At 46.3% G+C, this 16,092-nt stretch carries 14 protein-coding genes; 6 read left to right on the top strand and 8 right to left on the bottom strand.

The genetic code is table 11. The features are described from left to right. Positions 1-126 precede the first annotated feature (126 nt). Genes queE through E0D71_RS12145 form a run of 3 tightly spaced genes read left to right on the top strand, consistent with a single transcriptional unit; the run spans position 127 to position 2,109 of the window. On the top strand, positions 127-777 hold the full coding sequence (gene queE / locus E0D71_RS12155) for a 7-carboxy-7-deazaguanine synthase (RefSeq protein ID WP_133003572.1): 651 nt from the start codon (positions 127-129) through the stop codon (positions 775-777). Positions 778-826: 49 nt separating this feature from the next. Next, positions 827-1,330, top strand: coding sequence for a peptidylprolyl isomerase (locus E0D71_RS12150; protein WP_133003571.1), 504 nt, complete (start codon positions 827-829; stop codon positions 1,328-1,330). Further along, positions 1,330-2,109 carry a UDP-2,3-diacylglucosamine diphosphatase gene (locus E0D71_RS12145; protein WP_133003570.1) on the top strand — a complete coding sequence of 260 codons (780 nt, stop codon included), beginning with the start codon at positions 1,330-1,332 and terminating at the stop codon, positions 2,107-2,109. Before E0D71_RS12150 ends, E0D71_RS12145 begins: the two co-directional genes overlap by 1 nt. An 88-nt stretch (positions 2,110-2,197) precedes the next feature. Here the strand turns inward: E0D71_RS12145 and E0D71_RS12140 are convergent, their stop codons facing one another. Together E0D71_RS12140 and E0D71_RS12135 are read right to left on the bottom strand one after the other, a co-directional pair. Beyond that, the gene (locus E0D71_RS12140; RefSeq protein ID WP_133003569.1) at positions 2,198-2,509 is read right to left on the bottom strand and encodes a hypothetical protein; all 312 of its coding nucleotides are present in this window, start codon (positions 2,507-2,509) and stop codon (positions 2,198-2,200) included. 105 nt (positions 2,510-2,614) lie between these two features. Next, complete coding sequence (locus E0D71_RS12135; protein ID WP_133003568.1) at positions 2,615-3,229, bottom strand: tRNA-(ms[2]io[6]A)-hydroxylase; 615 nt, start codon at positions 3,227-3,229, stop codon at positions 2,615-2,617. Between the two features lie 88 nt (positions 3,230-3,317). Here E0D71_RS12135 and E0D71_RS12130 point away from each other — a divergent pair, with 88 nt between their 5' ends. Together E0D71_RS12130 and acnB are read left to right on the top strand one after the other, a co-directional pair. Then, the gene (locus tag E0D71_RS12130; RefSeq protein ID WP_133003567.1) at positions 3,318-5,060 is read left to right on the top strand and encodes a formylglycine-generating enzyme family protein; all 1,743 of its coding nucleotides are present in this window, start codon (positions 3,318-3,320) and stop codon (positions 5,058-5,060) included. A 262-nt stretch (positions 5,061-5,322) separates the two neighbouring features. Next, positions 5,323-7,923, top strand: a complete 2,601-nt coding sequence (acnB, locus tag E0D71_RS12125) for a bifunctional aconitate hydratase 2/2-methylisocitrate dehydratase (protein WP_133003566.1) — start codon at positions 5,323-5,325, stop codon at positions 7,921-7,923. Positions 7,924-8,274: 351 nt separating this feature from the next. Here acnB and raiA read toward each other — a convergent pair whose 3' ends face one another. The 5 genes from raiA to leuC form a co-directional block, all read right to left on the bottom strand. Beyond that, on the bottom strand, positions 8,275-8,667 hold the full coding sequence (raiA, locus tag E0D71_RS12120) for a ribosome-associated translation inhibitor RaiA (protein ID WP_133003565.1): 393 nt from the start codon (positions 8,665-8,667) through the stop codon (positions 8,275-8,277). Between the two features lie 688 nt (positions 8,668-9,355). Next, positions 9,356-10,474, bottom strand: coding sequence for an aspartate-semialdehyde dehydrogenase (gene asd / locus E0D71_RS12115; RefSeq protein ID WP_133003564.1), 1,119 nt, complete (start codon positions 10,472-10,474; stop codon positions 9,356-9,358). A 75-nt stretch (positions 10,475-10,549) separates the two neighbouring features. Then, positions 10,550-11,641 (bottom strand): 3-isopropylmalate dehydrogenase, encoded by a 1,092-nt coding sequence (leuB, locus tag E0D71_RS12110; RefSeq protein WP_133003563.1) that lies wholly within the window; start codon positions 11,639-11,641, stop codon positions 10,550-10,552. Positions 11,642-11,752: 111 nt separating this feature from the next. Next, positions 11,753-12,403, bottom strand: coding sequence for a 3-isopropylmalate dehydratase small subunit (leuD, locus tag E0D71_RS12105; RefSeq protein ID WP_133003562.1), 651 nt, complete (start codon positions 12,401-12,403; stop codon positions 11,753-11,755). Between the two features lie 31 nt (positions 12,404-12,434). Next, complete coding sequence (gene leuC, locus E0D71_RS12100; protein ID WP_133003561.1) at positions 12,435-13,862, bottom strand: 3-isopropylmalate dehydratase large subunit; 1,428 nt, start codon at positions 13,860-13,862, stop codon at positions 12,435-12,437. A gap of 93 nt (positions 13,863-13,955) precedes the next feature. Between leuC and E0D71_RS12095 the strand changes: the two genes are divergently transcribed. Beyond that, a complete protein-coding gene (locus E0D71_RS12095) occupies positions 13,956-14,858 on the top strand; it encodes a LysR family transcriptional regulator (protein ID WP_133003560.1) in 903 nt (300 codons plus the stop codon). Here the strand turns inward: E0D71_RS12095 and E0D71_RS12090 are convergent. Next, positions 14,827-15,981: an MFS transporter gene (locus tag E0D71_RS12090; RefSeq protein ID WP_133003559.1), complete on the bottom strand. Its 1,155-nt coding sequence runs from the start codon at positions 15,979-15,981 to the stop codon at positions 14,827-14,829. The two genes, E0D71_RS12095 and E0D71_RS12090, sit on opposite strands and share 32 nt — an antisense overlap. Between the last annotated feature and the right edge of the window lie 111 nt (positions 15,982-16,092).

Genomic DNA, 16,092 nt, shown 5'->3' with positions numbered 1-16,092 from the left:
ATTTACCAAGCACAAACATTCATTCAATTTAGTCTTTATTGGCTTCTGTTCCACAGATCCCCAATGGACAACTAAAGCGATCACCCTTACCTCGAACTGTTTTTCGAGATGTAATAGGCGCAACACATGTATTCAATAAAAGAAGCTTTCTACTCTTTACAGGGAGAAGGCGCCCACGCAGGCCGTCCAGCTTTATTCTGCCGCTTCACTGGCTGCAACTTATGGTCAGGCCAAGAAAAAACACGAGCAACGTCTGATTGCCAATTTTGCGACACCGACTTTATCGGCACCGATGGCCAACATGGTGGCAAGTTCACCACGGCACACGAATTATGCGAACACATAGACGCATTGTGGCCAGCGGGACAACATCATAAATACGTGGTATTTACCGGCGGCGAGCCAGCCTTGCAGCTAGACGACGCGCTAATAGAAGAAATGAAAGCCCACGGTTACACCATCGCCATAGAAACCAATGGCACTCTGCCACTGCCTCATGGTATCGACTGGATTTGTGTCAGCCCTAAAACCACAAAACCTCTCAAGGTCACTCAAGGCAATGAGCTTAAGTTGGTGTTCCCCCAAGACCACCTTGCCCCTTCTTTATTTGAGGCATTGGCGTTTGATCATTTTTACCTACAACCCATGGATCAAAGCCATCTTAGCGAGTCACAAATCCCCTTGGTTAACACCCAAGAAGCCACACTAAATTTTTGTTTATCACATCCACAGTGGCGTCTTAGCTTACAAACACATAAAATGCTCAACATCGACTAGGCGTACTTACGCCATCTTTTAGCCATTCATAACTTTTAAGGAATATAAAATGATCATCCTACACACTAACTACGGTGATGTTCACGTCGAGCTTAATTACGAAAAAGCCCCTAAAACAGCGAAAAACTTTGAAGAATACGTTACTTCAGGTTTTTATGACGGCGTTATTTTTCACCGTGTGATCAATGGTTTCATGGTTCAAGGCGGTGGTTTTGAGCCAGGCATGACACAAAAAGAAACACGCACTCAAATCGAAAACGAAGCAGATAACGGCTTGAAGAACGAAGTAGGCACACTGGCCATGGCTCGTACTATGGACCCACATTCCGCGTCTGCTCAATTCTTCATTAACGTTGCCGACAACGCCTTCCTTAACCACCGCAGCAAAACACCAGACGGCTGGGGCTACGCGGTATTTGGTAAAGTAACCGCAGGCATGGACGTGGTAAACAAAATCAAAGAAGTGAAAACCACCACAAAAGCAGGCCACCAAGACGTTCCTGCTGACGACGTGATTATCGAAAGCGCTGAATTGGTTAAAAACGAAGACTAATGATTCGTTATTTAATCTCGGATTTGCATCTTAGTGACAAACGCCCGGACTTGATCCGGGCGTTTGTTCAAATGATGGGTGAGCTAACAAACAAGCACCCAGACAATGACGCTGAGCTGTATATCATTGGCGACTTTTATGAAGCCTGGATTGGGGACGATTACCAGCCTGATTGGAACCAACCTATCGAAGCCAGCCTTCGTCAGCTGTCTGATGCTGGCATCGCACTCTTTTTCATCCACGGCAATCGAGACTTTTTGATTGGTAACGAGTGGTGCCAGCGAGTGGGCGCAACCTTGCTGACTGAGCAAACGCTTATTCACTCTCCAACTCACCCAATCCTACTCACTCATGGCGATGAATATTGTCAGGAAGACACTGAGTATCAAACGTTCCGCACCATGGTAAGAACGCCAGAATGGCAGCAACAAATACTTTCAATGCCCCTTGAAAAAAGAATGGCATTGGCAGCACAGTTGCGCAATGACAGCAAAAGCATGTCGGCGGAAAAGTCTCAATACATCATGGATGTGACACCAAGCAGCGTACAAGAATCTCTGACTAGGAATCACACCAACGTCGTCATTCATGGTCACACTCACAGACCGGCGTTTCATATTAATGAGCATTACGCTCGCTGCGTACTGGGAGATTGGGACGATCAAATCTGGCTTGCTTACCTTGATGACACACAAGTTTGTCAATTGAGCTGCGAGGTAGACACCTTCTTAACCAAGGGGCTGAATGGGTTACAACCTGTCCATCACCTTACGCTTTAAGACATGCCAGCCACAAAAAAACCATTACATACACATGCAATGGTTTTTTTTAATAACGAAACCCGTAAAGCGTCATTCTAAGTGAATGCTACAGGTGCAATAACTCTTTTACCCATCCGGTATCAGCACTGTGCCGCGAACGACTGAACTCTAAACGCCGCTCATGAAGCATGGCCACCGCGCGAAAAAAAGCATTGTTAACCATCACAGGGCTCAACTCAATGCCATAATTACGCCACCAATAAAGCTGCGCTTTACTGGTCAGTAATTGATACAAAACATCCAGCTCAGCGGATCCCTGATAAGCACTGTCTAGATCGATAACATGTTCATGTTTCGCTATTTGTAACGCCAGCCAGTAAGTAACGTCTGGCAACTTATCGTTCATCTGCGCGCCCATGTCGACCCCCTCCATTGTTGAGTTGATACTAATGATATTAGCAGCTAATCAAGAAGTTACCTTACAAAAACGTAACCTGCTCGTTTTATTTCGTAAGCAAACGAACTAGGCCTCTAAACGAGGTGGGCCACTGTGCATGCGAAAATCCGTATCTGGCTCAAGAATAAGCTTTTCTTCTAAGTCACGGAAAAACGCAATGCGCTCATCAATTGGCTCGCCGGCGTATTCTTTTGCCAGCGCAAGGTAATCTTCAAAGTGTCTGGCTTCGGATTTTAGCAATGAGATGTAAAATTTAGACAACTCCTCATCCAGATGCGGAGCAAGAGCAGCAAAACGCTCACAGGATCTCGCCTCAACAAACGCCCCTACAATCATGGTATCAACCAGACGCGCTGGCTCATGGGTACGAATGTGTTTACGCAAGCCATCTGCATAGCGTGATGCCGTCAGATGATCATAAGCCACGCCGCGTTTGCGCATGATCTTATGAACTTGCTCAAAGTGAAGCAGCTCTTCACGGGCCAAACGGGACATTTTATGAAGCAAATTATCACGATCCACATAACGATACATCAAACTCATCGCCGTTGACGCGGCCTTTTTTTCACAATGGGCATGGTCATTTAACAGCAAAGTTTGATTCTCAATCGCCCAGTTCACCCATGCTTCAGGCGACTGGCAGGGAAGAAAATCAACAAGCTCTGGATACGCTGATAACATTACTCTACCTTTTCATCTTAAAAAACGAGATTATACTCTCTATTAAGCACTTAGGCAGCAACGTCTTGATTTGGATATCAAATTCGTAATGAATGAATTCTACGACATTAATAAATTAAAAATAGGCCAGCACGTTGGCGTTGAGTTAGACCCTTACGTGCTGAACTACCCCGCTTCCCAGCACAAATCCGCCTGGGTGGCCGACCATGGAGGCAGATCGTTTGTCGTACGCTTTTACGAACCTGGACGAGGAAAAGTAGAAGACTTCCTACAAAATTCACGCAAATACGCTGGCATTAAACACCAGGCCATCACGCCGAATTACCCACCCTTCTACTCTAAATTATGGGTGTTTTCTTGTTCTGCTGTGTGTGGCGGTGAAAATCTCTATAGCTTTTTAGGCAAATACCCAGATGGCGCGCCGCTTAATGTGGTCGTCAGTTTATTTGATAACATTGCCAAAGCGCTGGATCAGATTCATCAAAAAGGCCTATTTCACGGTCACCTTGACTTAAGCGCGATTCATGTTGTGAACGGCCTTGGCATTATGACTGGCTTGGGTGCCCACCATTGGATGGACAGGATCACAGACAAAGAGCTAGACCCTAGACTCTTTCCTCCTGAATACCAACGCAAAGCACAAAAAAGAACCCCAGCATCAGATCGCTTTAACTTTATGCGCATTCTTATGGCGGCGCTGCTTGGTGAATCCATTTTAGACAAGGACCTTCCTGGGGCGTTACCCAGCGCTCACCCTTATTTGAGCGATGCCACCTGGAAGAAGCTTCAAAAATGGAGCAGAAAACACGATCGATATAGACCAAAGTCCTTACAAGAAGTCATGCGAACACTGCGTGCCAATCTTTATAAACCAGAACAACCCAAAGCCAAAGCAAGCCCTAAGCGACTTTCTTCGCACCCAAGGCGCACTCTTTATATCGCGCTTGGCCTGGTGGTCGCAGGCTCAGCAATTGCTGCTGTCTCATTATGGCCAGAAGACGCCCCTAAACCAGCCGTCGCTCTCGCAGTGAAAAAAACTCCTAAGCAGATTGAAAAAGAACACTTTGAAGCGCTCCCTCAAGTTCTTGAAGAACCCTTGGCTTCAGGCGGAAAAGCCCCGAAAGTAGAGAAAATTGCCCCTGCAAAATTTCAAATGGGCGACCTACACAATCTAGGCGACGACAATGAGAAACCGGTTCATGAGGTCGATATTCCCCACGGCTTCTATATCAGTAAATACGAAGTCACCTTCGATCAATACGACCGTTTTGCCAAAGCAACGGGGCGAAAACTGCCGGCCGATAATGGCTGGGGACGACAAAAACGCCCTGTTATTAACGTCAGCTGGTACGACGCCAAAGCCTATACCGCTTGGCTATCTGAGCAAACCAACCAAGAGTATCGACTACCGACGGAAGTAGAATGGGAATATTCCGCACGGGGCAATGGCAACAGCGCCTTTTGGTATGGCAACTCTGTTAAACCAGGTTACAGTGTTTGTGACAGTTGCGGCAGCCAATGGGATGGGGTGTCAAGCGCACCGGTTGGCAGTCAGGCCAGCAATCCATTAGGCTTGTATGACATGCACGGCAACGTAGCAGAGTGGGTTGAAGACTGTTATCACGATTCTTACAAGGGCGCGCCAAGTAAAAATCAGATATGGTTATCAGACCAATGCAGCAGTCGAGTGATTCGCGGCGGGTCTTGGTTTGACATTCCAAGAGTAGGACGAAGCTCTACTCGTTATCGCGCTGAACCGAACCTAAAGGCCAGCAACTGGGGCTTTAGAGTGGTTCGCATCATTCAGCCAGCAGCAAAGTCACCACAATAGAGGGCAAGAAAACACACCAAACGCAAGCAAAGGCAGCAAGCGGAGAAGGCGATTCTAAATCAGAATAATTCCGCTAAATGTCCCCTATTCTAAATTGTTATGGGGTTAATTGAGTCTTTCGCCCGTTTTTTATATAAAATAATTCAATAATAAAGCAGTGATTATCGTTTGGCTTAACGTTGAACACTCATTAAGGGTGGTTAAGCCTCCGCTTCAACACATCAACACACAGGGTTGATGTCGAAAACTAAGGGGAACTATTGTGTTAGAAGCATACCGTAAACATGTCGAGGAACGTGCAGAACAGAGCATACCTCCTACACCACTTAATGCAGAACAAGTTTCTGCCTTGGTTGAACTTCTTAAAAACCCACCAGCAGGTGAAGAAGAGTTTATTCTTGACCTTCTAAAAAATCGCATCCCAGCGGGTGTTGATGAAGCCGCTTACGTTAAAGCAGGCTTTCTTGCTGCCATCACCCAAGGCGAAGCAGCATCACCACTAATCACCAAAGAATTGGCAACTGAACTGCTTGGCACCATGCTTGGTGGTTACAACATTCAGCCATTGATCGCTTGCCTAGACATTGAAGAGCTTGCTCCTATTGCAGCCAAAGCACTGTCTCATACACTGCTTATTTTCGACGCCTTCCATGACGTTGAAGAAAAATCCAAAGCAGGTAACCCATTCGCGAAACAAATCATCCAATCTTGGGCGGATGGCGAATGGTTCACAGCGAAAAACAAATTGGCTGAAAAAATCTCCCTTACTGTCTTTAAAGTAACGGGCGAAACAAACACCGACGATCTATCTCCTGCGCCAGACGCATGGTCTCGTCCTGATATCCCATTACATGCCAACGCAATGCTTAAAATGGCTCGTGATGGCATCACACCAGATCTAGATGGCGAAATCGGACCAATCAGCAAAATCATCTCCCTAAAAGAAAAAGGCTTTCCTTTAGCGTACGTGGGTGATGTTGTTGGTACGGGTTCAAGCCGTAAATCAGCGACGAACTCTGTGCTATGGCACATGGGCGATGACATTCCGTTCATCCCTAACAAACGCGCTGGCGGTATCTGTATTGGTAATAAAATTGCCCCTATCTTCTTCAACACAATGGAAGACGCTGGTGCACTGCCAATCGAAATGGACGTTGATAAAATGGAAATGGGCGATGTAATCGACATTTTCCCATACGAAGGCGTTGTTAAAAAACACGGCACAGAAGAAGTCATCAGTACTTTCTCTCTAAAAACTCAAGTACTTCTAGACGAAGTACGTGCTGGCGGTCGTATTCCTTTGATCATCGGTCGTGGTTTAACCGCGAAAGCTCGTGAATCTCTAGGCCTTGGCGCAACAGACTTATTCACCGTTCCTGGTGCGATTGCTGAATCCACTAAAGGCTTCACACTGGCTCAGAAAATGGTTGGTAAGGCATGTGGTCTTCCAGGCATTCGCCCGAACACTTACTGTGAACCAAAAATGACAACCGTTGGTTCTCAAGACACTACGGGTCCAATGACACGTGACGAACTAAAAGACTTGGCTTGCCTTGGCTTTACGTCCGATCTAGTAATGCAATCTTTCTGTCACACAGCGGCTTACCCTAAACCAGTTGACGTAACGACTCACCACACTCTTCCTGATTTCATCATGAACCGTGGCGGTGTTTCTCTTCGCCCAGGTGACGGCATCATCCACTCTTGGTTGAACCGTATGCTACTACCTGACACGGTAGGTACTGGTGGTGACTCTCACACCCGCTTCCCTCTAGGCATCTCTTTCCCTGCGGGTTCTGGTTTGGTTGCATTCGCAGCAGCAACAGGTGTCATGCCTCTTGATATGCCTGAGTCTGTTTTGGTTCGCTTTAAAGGTAAAATGCAACCAGGTATCACACTACGTGACCTTGTTCATGCAATCCCTTACCAAGCAATCAAAGAAGGTCACTTGACGGTTGAGAAAAAAGGTAAGAAAAACGTTTTCTCTGGTCGCATCCTAGAAATCGAAGGTCTTGAGCACTTAACCGCTGAGCAAGCGTTCGAATTATCCGACGCTTCTGCAGAACGTTCTGCTGCGGGTTGTACCATCAACTTGTCTGAAGAGTCTGTGGCTGAATACCTAAAATCCAACATCGTTATGCTACGTTGGATGATTTCTGAAGGTTACGGTGACCCTCGTACACTTGAGCGCCGCGCTAACGCAATGGAAGAGTGGTTAGCAAACCCTAGTCTAATGCGCGCTGATGCAGACGCTGAATACCACACAATCATTGAGATCGACCTTGAAACAATCAAAGAACCTGTTCTTTGTGCGCCAAACGATCCAGATGATGCACGTCTACTTTCTGATGTTCAAGGCGAGCACATCGATGAAGTCTTCATCGGTTCTTGTATGACAAACATCGGTCACTTCCGTGCTGCTGGTAAATTACTAGACGCAGCTGGCAAAGTGGTTCCTACCCGCCTTTGGGTTGCGCCACCAACCAAAATGGACGCTGAGCAACTAACCGCAGAAGGCTACTACAGCATCTTCGGTAAAGCTGGCGCTCGTATGGAAATGCCTGGTTGTTCTCTATGTATGGGTAACCAAGCACGCGTTGCTGAGAAGTCTACCGTTGTTTCCACTTCAACTCGTAACTTCCCGAACCGTCTAGGTAATGGCGCTAACGTATTCTTGGCCTCTGCTGAACTTGCTGCTGTTGCGGCATTGCTTGGCAAACTACCTACACCTGCTGAGTACCTTGAGTACGCAAACAAGATCAACAGCATGTCTTCTGAAGTTTACAAATACCTAAACTTCGACAAGATGGGTGAGTACGTTAAGAAAGCCAATACTGTTATTGCCACTGACGCAACGGCATAATCTTTGCCCCAGCGACTGATGCACTAACCGTAGCATAGTAAAAAGGCCTCATTTATATGAGGCCTTTTTTATTTGCGTCGCTCAATCTTAGAGTGGGTCACCCATGACAACAATCTCCACAGCAACACCCTCCACAGCAACACCCTCCACAGCAACACCCTCCACAGCAACACCCTCCACACCAAGAACAAGCCAGCGCCCCATTAAGCCAATGCCTCTTCAAGCTTGCTCCTTATTAAGCGAGCACCTTATAAACCAGTACATTCATCTGCCCACGTTAAAAAACGCAGGCACAAAAAAGCCCCGCGACTGCGAGGCTACTCTTTATTTTCACTCCCTAAGGGTGATTACCTATAGAACTTCACGCTCTACCAGTTCATTGAATTCGGCTTGCTCTTCTCGCTCTACACTACTCTCTACGTCTTGAGCATTAATCTGATGCTGACGGCCGGTGTGTTTTGCCTTATGTTTAACGAGTTGTTTTTCCAATTTACCTACCAACAAATCCACAGCTGGTTTCAATTGTTTGTCTGTTTTAACGGTAGCGAATAGATCATGACCAGGAATATGAACACTGGCTTCAACAATTAATTCATGAATCTCATGTTTCTCTGTATTTAGAATCACCTTAATACTGGTGATTTGATCGTTCAGACGAGTCAGACGATCCATTCTTTCTTTAACTAGCTCTTGTACTTCTTCACCAGACTGAACGTGATGACCACTAATATTCAATGTATACATAGAGAATTTCCTTTCGTTTTTGGAAAATTATTTTATAAACGTATTTTCTATTCCCTCCTCGTTTTGAACATACTAATAACCTATGGACTAATCGATCTAATTTCAATCCTTAAAATGTAAATACTTTCATAAGTTTGTTAAAAATCACCTAAATCATCCGAAAAACCCAATAATCGTTTAAAAAACAAACAAGTATAAACATCTAAACAATTTATAAAGGCACCAATTTGATCAAATAAAACACAGTCACACTCTTACTTTAGTCTAGGGAAGACATAAATAAAGGCTCTTTTTTCTTAGCCGCCAACGATCACCACCCTACATTGGGATACATTCAGACAACCAACTCGGTCAGCGATGACTCCCACCACCGTCAGATCGCTCAGGCGACGCCCTAGGTCATGCCTGATCCAACCCTAGCGGATGACACACCACGACCAGAAAACGCCCTCACAAACGCTCAAGACGCTTACTAAAAAGAAAGAAGCAGAACCAAGAAGCAAGAACCCACTCAAATCCCAAACCAGTCACGAGGATACGAGAGTGCAACCCAAAAGGTCTCATCCCATAAAGTTCGCGCCACTTACTAGTCATTTAGCAGCCAGAAAAATCACTGTGAAAAAATAGCAGGCAAAAAAAACGCCACCCTTAGGCAGCGTTTTATCATCAAACACTCTTTCTAGAGCAATTAAGCCTCAAGAAGAATGCGTAGCATGCGGCGTAGTGGTTCAGCAGCACCCCACAAAAGTTGATCGCCAACTGAGAACGCACTGATGTACTCAGGCCCCATGTTCAGTTTACGGATACGACCGACCGGCACATTCAAGGTGCCAGTCGCTACCGTCGGCGTCAATCCAGCCATGGTCGCTTCTTTGTCATTTGGCACAACATTTACCCAATCGTTATGCTCAGCCAACAAACCTTCGATGTCCGCGACTGGAATGTCTTTATTTAGCTTGATAGTGAAGGCTTGGCTATGGCAACGCATCGCGCCGATACGCACACACAAACCATCAACAGGAATAATAGACCCGGTATTACCAAGGATTTTATTCGTTTCCGCTTGAGCCTTCCATTCTTCACGGCTTTGACCATTATCAAGCTGAGAATCAATGTAAGGAATCAATGACCCAGCCAAAGGCACGCCAAACTGATCCACTGGCATAGTGTTGGAGCGCATTTGCTCAGCCACTTTACGATCGATGTCTAAAATAGCACTAGCAGGATCCGCCAATTCAGACGCAACAGAACTGTGCAACAAGCCCATTTGATTGATCAACTCACGCATATGACGCGCACCGCCGCCAGAAGCCGCTTGGTACGTCATGGAAGTCATCCACTCAATGTGACCTTTTTCAAACAATCCACCCAATGCCAGCAACATCAAGCTAACGGTACAGTTACCGCCCACAAAGGTCTTCACGCCATCTTTCAAGCCTTGCTTGATGACATTTTGGTTCACTGGGTCCAACACGATAATCGCGTCTTTATCCATGCGCAAAGAAGACGCCGCATCGATCCAGTAACCCTTCCAACCGGCATTACGCAACTGAGGGTAAATAGCCTTGGTATAATCCCCGCCTTGGCAGGTAATTATAATGTCCATCTTCTTCAGCGCTTCAATATCATTCGCGTCTTGAAGCAATGGAATGTCTTTACCAATTTCTGGCCCTTTTTGCCCCGTTTGAGAGGTGGTGAAAAAAATCGGATCAATGTGATCAAAATCTTTTTCTTCTCGCATACGTTGCATCAACACGGAACCAACCATTCCGCGCCAGCCGACTAAACCTACAGTGTGTTTTGACATGGTTATCTCTACCTTTTTTTTGTGGGGTCGCTCATACCAAGAGCAATATCCCGAGTTAACGCCTACTCATTATGGTTAGGCTTTAAGTACTGCTTCTAATGCAGTCAATACCGCGTCGCCCATGGCTTGCGTAGTGACTGTTTCACAATCTTGAGAAGCGATATCAGCGGTTCTTAACCCTTGATCAAGAACACGACTAACAGCGGCTTCAATCGCATCTGCGGCTTCTTTAGCGTCTAAAGAATAACGCAACATCATTGCCACGGATAAAATCGTCGCAAGAGGATTGGCAATGCCTTGTCCTGCAATATCTGGAGCAGAACCATGACAAGGCTCATACATACCACGACCTTCAGCGTTCAAAGAAGCCGACGGAAGCATACCAATGGAGCCTGTTAGCATTGCCGCTGCGTCAGATAGAATATCACCAAACATGTTGCCAGTAACCATTACATCAAACTGTTTTGGTGCACGAACCAGTTGCATTGCAGCATTATCCACTAGCATGTGCGTCAATTCGACATCAGGATACTCTTTCGCAACTTCTTCCATAACTTCTTTCCAAAGCACTGTCACTTCAAGCACATTGGATTTATCGATAGAACACACGCGTTTGCCACGTTGACGAGCGGCTTCAAACGCTGAGCGAGCGATACGGCGAATTTCCGATTCACTGTAAACATAAGTATTGAAACCTTGGCGCTCACCATTTTCTAGCGTACGAATACCACGAGGCTGCCCGAAGTAAATACCGCCCGTTAACTCACGAACAATAAGGATGTCTAAACCCGCCACAATTTCCGGCTTCAAACTAGACGCATCCGCCAATTGTGGGTAAAGGATCGCAGGACGCAAGTTAGCAAAAAGCGCTAAGTTAGAGCGCAAGCCCAACAAGCCTTTCTCTGGGCGAACAGACATGTCTAGGCCGTCCCATTTTGGACCACCAACAGCACCCAGCAAAATCGCATCCGCGGCTTTGGCTTTCGTCAATGTCGCTTCAGGCAAAGGTGAACCTGTCTCGTCGTATGCAGAACCACCCACTAAAGCACTCTCGTGAGTGATGCCCAAATTAAATTGAGTGTTTACCAAATCAAGAACACGCACCGCCTGGGCTACGATTTCAGGACCAATACCGTCACCTGGCAATACCAATACATTTTTAGACATTACTTAATCCTTCATTCTTTTTACAGTAACGCCACAGGCTAGGTAACACTAAACTCTGTGGCGTAAATTGATGTCGATAACGCTTGCCGATAAATACTCGGCGCATAAATACTATTGTTCGCGAGACAAAAACAACCAAGGCGCTGCCGCCATGCGTTTCTCTTCAAAACGATGGATGCTGTCTTCTTGCTGAAGCGTCAGGCCGATATCGTCCAAACCATTCAATAAGCAATGCTTACGGAAGGTATCAACCAAAAACTCAAACACCTCACCCGATGGCGATGTTACCGTTTGAGCCTCAAGGTCAACAACCACTTCAGCGCCTTCTTTTGCAGCCACTTCAGCAAAAAGTTGATCCACTTCTTCTGGCGCCAAGACAATGGGCAACAAGCCATTTTTAAAACAGTTATTGTAAAAAATATCCGCAAAACTTGGCGCGATCACAGAACGAAAACCGTAATCGTCTAATGCCCAAGGCGCGTGTTCTCGGCTCGAGCCACAACCAAAGTTTTGGCGTGCTAACAACACACTCGCCCCTTGGTAACGTGGCATATTCAACACAAAATCTTCACGAACAGGGCGACCAGTGCATTCTTGGTCAGGCTGACCTTCGTCTTCATAGCGAAGTTCATCAAATAAATTTTTGCCAAAACCAGTACGCTTGATGGATTTCAAGAACTGCTTTGGAATGATCATGTCAGTGTCAACGTTGGCCAAATCCAAAGGCGCGGCTAACCCTGTGTGTTTCGTAAAAGGACGCATATACATTCTCCTTCTCTTCTAGAGAGAAATCCTAGTGTTTAACAAACTCGCTTACATCAACAAAGTGACCGGCAATTGCCGCCGCCGCTGCCATTGCAGGGCTCACCAAGTGAGTACGTCCGCCAAAACCTTGACGTCCTTCGAAGTTACGGTTTGAGGTAGACGCACAATGTTCACCTGCGCCTAATTTATCCGCGTTCATTGCCAAACACATAGAACAACCTGGCTCACGCCATTCCAAGCCAGCGGCTTCAAAAATAGTATGTAAGCCTTCTTTTTCTGCTTGCGCTTTTACCAAGCCAGAACCCGGTACTACGATCGCCTGCTTCAAGCTAGACGCTACTTTACGACCTTTCACTACGTCTGCTGCAATGCGTAGATCTTCAATTCGCGAGTTCGTACAAGAGCCAATAAAAACACGATCCAGAGTCACATCGGCCAAGGTCGTTTTGCCTTCAAGCCCCATGTATTTCCAAGCACGAGCGTAGCCTTCTTTTTTCACAGGGTCCGTTTGATCTTCCGCGCGAGGAATCGGTTCATCAATCGCAATCACCATCTCAGGCGAGGTTCCCCAAGTGACTTGTGGTTTGATGTCTTCTGACTTTAATACCACTACTTCATCAAACTGAGCGTCTTTATCGGACACCAAGTCACGCCAAGCTTCTACCGCCATGTCCCAATGCGCGCCTTTTGGTGCGTAAGGACGGCCTTTAACGTAGTCGATCGTTGTGTCATCCACGGCGATCAAGCCCACTCGTGCACCCGCTTCAATCGCCATATTACAGACGGTCATACGACCTTCCATCGACAAAGACTGAATGCCCGTGCCGCCAAACTCAATGGCATAACCGGTGCCGCCAGCGGTACCAATTGCTCCGATGATGGCCAACACTACGTCTTTTGCGGATACCCAAGGTGACAATTCACCATCGACTCGCACCAACATGTTGCGGCTTTTCTTTTGTACCAAACACTGAGTGGCCAATACATGCTCAACCTCAGAAGTACCAATACCGTGAGCTAACGCACCAAAAGCACCGTGCGTTGAGGTGTGAGAATCCCCACACACTACCGTCATTCCAGGAAGCGTTGCACCTTGCTCTGGCCCAACAACGTGCACGATTCCTTGGCGAATGTCTTTCATATTGAATTCGGTGATACCAAATTCATTGCAGTTATCATCCAAAGTCGTTACTTGGATTTTAGACACTGGGTCTTCAATGCCATTCACGCCGTCAACACGTTCTTTTTGCGTTGTCGGTACGTTATGGTCTGGTGTAGCAAGGCTTGACGACACTCGCCAAGGCTTGCGACCAGCTAGTCTTAGGCCTTCAAACGCTTGTGGTGAAGTAACTTCGTGAAGCAATTGCAAATCGATATAAATCAATGCACTACCATCATCGCGTTGCTGAACAAGGTGGCTGTCCCACAACTTGTCGTAAAGGGTTTTACCTGACATAGCTTCTCTCCTAAATAACCTATTGCGCTATCCTAAAACTTTCGCTTAAATTACTCAAATTCATATTTTTCATGTTTTGGATAATTTTTTGGAATGATGGACATTGCAGAACTACTCACCTTTATAAAAGTGGCTGAAACGAAATCATTTTCAGAAGCGGCATTGCGCCTTTTTGTTACACAACCTGCGATTAGCAAACGGATAGCGGCGTTAGAAAGCACCCTTGGGGTTAAACTGTTTGATCGTATTGGCCGACAAATTATCTTAACCGAAGCCGGCACTCGCCTATTGCCTAAAGCCAAAAAAATCGCCGACGATTTGAAAGACATCCAGCACAGCATGACGCTGCAAATGGACGACGTAAGTGGTGAATTGAGATTGGCCACCAGCCACCATATTGGGCTAAGACGATTGCCAACCATTTTGAAGAAATTTCAGGTGCGCTACCCACAAGCAAAGCTCGACATTGACTTTACGCAATCTGAAGAAGCGTATCAGCAGGTATTAAGGGGGGAGGTGGAAATTGGCATTATTACCTTGTCGAATAAAGACGACCATTTAATGGAGTCCATTCCAATTTGGTCTGACCCATTAACGTGCGTCGTCAGCCGCGACCATCCTTTAGCAAAAGTGAAGAACCTAGATTTGGCCGAGCTCGCAAACCACCCTTGCGTATTGCCCAATGAAAACACCTTCACGCGACAAATTGCCGAGCAAGTCTTTGGTAAGCAAGGCCTTAAACCGCAAGTCAGAATGAACACCAACCACCTAGAAACCTTAGCCATGCTGGTTAGCATCGGCTGGGGGTGGTCATTACTGCCTTCTACCTTAGTAGACGACAAGCTAATTGTGCTCAACCACCCTGACCTGAACGTGGAAAGACGGCTGGGGATCATCCATCACAAACAAAGAACATTAAGCCGCGCTGCACTGGCGTTTATTGAGTTACTGCAACACGAAAGCCTCAACGTAGATGCTGACTCCCCCACAGAATAACCAACGCCAGCACACTGATGCTTGCGGCTATCGTAAAGACCCAAGCATCCCCTACCCATTCCCATAAATAGCCAGCCCCAACCATACCAAGCCCGCCACCAAGACCAATCGCAAACGCACTGTACATGGCTTGGCCTTGACTGGCATAACGTTCAGGGAAAAGTCGTCGTACACGTTCAATAGACACCATATGAAACAACGCAAAAGTGATGCAATGAAGCATTTGCGTCAGTACCAGAACCCAAAGTATCTCAGCAAACCACCCCACCAAAAACCAACGAATCGCACCACACACAAAACACAACAGCATGATGTGAAATAAGTGAAACTTCCTCACCAGGTTGCCACCAAACAAAAACAGCACAATCTCCATGATGACGCCCAAAGCAATCAACAAACCAATTTGCTGTCCGGTGTAACCCACACTTTCTAGGTGAACCGCAAAAAACACATTAAAAGGCGCGTGAGACATAAAAGACAAAAACGCCAACACAAAAAACAAAATAGATTCTTTCGCCCGCAATAAAGACACAAAAGACGCACTTTCTTTTTGCGGGCTGACGTCATACGCCTGTTCTTTAATAAAAAAGGTGGTGAGTAAGGCCAGCAGCAAATAACTGCACATAACCGGAATGACAATAGAGGGGCCGAAATGCCCGATCAAAAAACCCGTACTGGCGACCGCGATAACATAACCAATAGAACCGCCGACCCGCAATCGCGTATAAGGCACATTTAAATTGCGAATACTGCGCACCGCCAATGCGTCTGTCATCGGAATCAAAGCGGAATAAAATAACGCCATGGCACACGTTAATAACCACAACGACTCAAATTGATTGCTCCAATTAAAAGGAATAAGACAAAGGAAACAACCCAATACCGCCAGTTGCAGTACTTTTTTAGGCAGGCCGACTTTGGCCGTCAACCACCCCCAAAAATGTGGAACCAAGATGCCAGACAATGTAAATGTCGACATTAATCGGCCTATTTCTGAGGCACTGAGCCCAATCGACTTATAGTAAATCGAAATATAGGGCATCATGACGCCAATAAGACAACAAAAAAAGAAGTAGAAACCAAACAATGGCCACGCAATTGAGCGGGCGTTAGCAGCGAACATAATCATTCCAGTGAACCGCTTACTCTGCTCTAGCAAGGCAACAGAAAAAGCGTATTAAAAAAGACCATAGAATTATTCGGTTTAGGCACTGGTCGTGCATAAAACCTTGCA

This window comes from Marinomonas sp. KMM3893, from assembly GCF_004352855.1.
Classification (GTDB): Bacteria; Pseudomonadota; Gammaproteobacteria; order Pseudomonadales; family Marinomonadaceae; genus Marinomonas; species Marinomonas arenicola.
The sequence above is the reverse complement of the archived record's forward strand: the minus strand, read 5'-3'. Positions and strand labels throughout refer to the sequence as shown.

Coding starts and splice junctions, on each gene's coding strand:
- queE (WP_133003572.1), top strand. CDS start 127: ATGTATTCAATAAAAGAAGCTTTCTACTCTTTACAGGGAGAAGGCGCC.
- E0D71_RS12150 (WP_133003571.1), top strand. CDS start 827: ATGATCATCCTACACACTAACTACGGTGATGTTCACGTCGAGCTTAAT.
- E0D71_RS12145 (WP_133003570.1), top strand. CDS start 1,330: ATGATTCGTTATTTAATCTCGGATTTGCATCTTAGTGACAAACGCCCG.
- E0D71_RS12140 (WP_133003569.1), bottom strand. CDS start 2,509: ATGGGCGCGCAGATGAACGATAAGTTGCCAGACGTTACTTACTGGCTG.
- E0D71_RS12135 (WP_133003568.1), bottom strand. CDS start 3,229: ATGTTATCAGCGTATCCAGAGCTTGTTGATTTTCTTCCCTGCCAGTCG.
- E0D71_RS12130 (WP_133003567.1), top strand. CDS start 3,318: ATGAATGAATTCTACGACATTAATAAATTAAAAATAGGCCAGCACGTT.
- raiA (WP_133003565.1), bottom strand. CDS start 8,667: ATGTATACATTGAATATTAGTGGTCATCACGTTCAGTCTGGTGAAGAA.
- asd (WP_133003564.1), bottom strand. CDS start 10,474: ATGTCAAAACACACTGTAGGTTTAGTCGGCTGGCGCGGAATGGTTGGT.
- leuB (WP_133003563.1), bottom strand. CDS start 11,641: ATGTCTAAAAATGTATTGGTATTGCCAGGTGACGGTATTGGTCCTGAA.
- leuD (WP_133003562.1), bottom strand. CDS start 12,403: ATGCGTCCTTTTACGAAACACACAGGGTTAGCCGCGCCTTTGGATTTG.
- leuC (WP_133003561.1), bottom strand. CDS start 13,862: ATGTCAGGTAAAACCCTTTACGACAAGTTGTGGGACAGCCACCTTGTT.
- E0D71_RS12095 (WP_133003560.1), top strand. CDS start 13,956: ATGATGGACATTGCAGAACTACTCACCTTTATAAAAGTGGCTGAAACG.
- E0D71_RS12090 (WP_133003559.1), bottom strand. CDS start 15,981: ATGTTCGCTGCTAACGCCCGCTCAATTGCGTGGCCATTGTTTGGTTTC.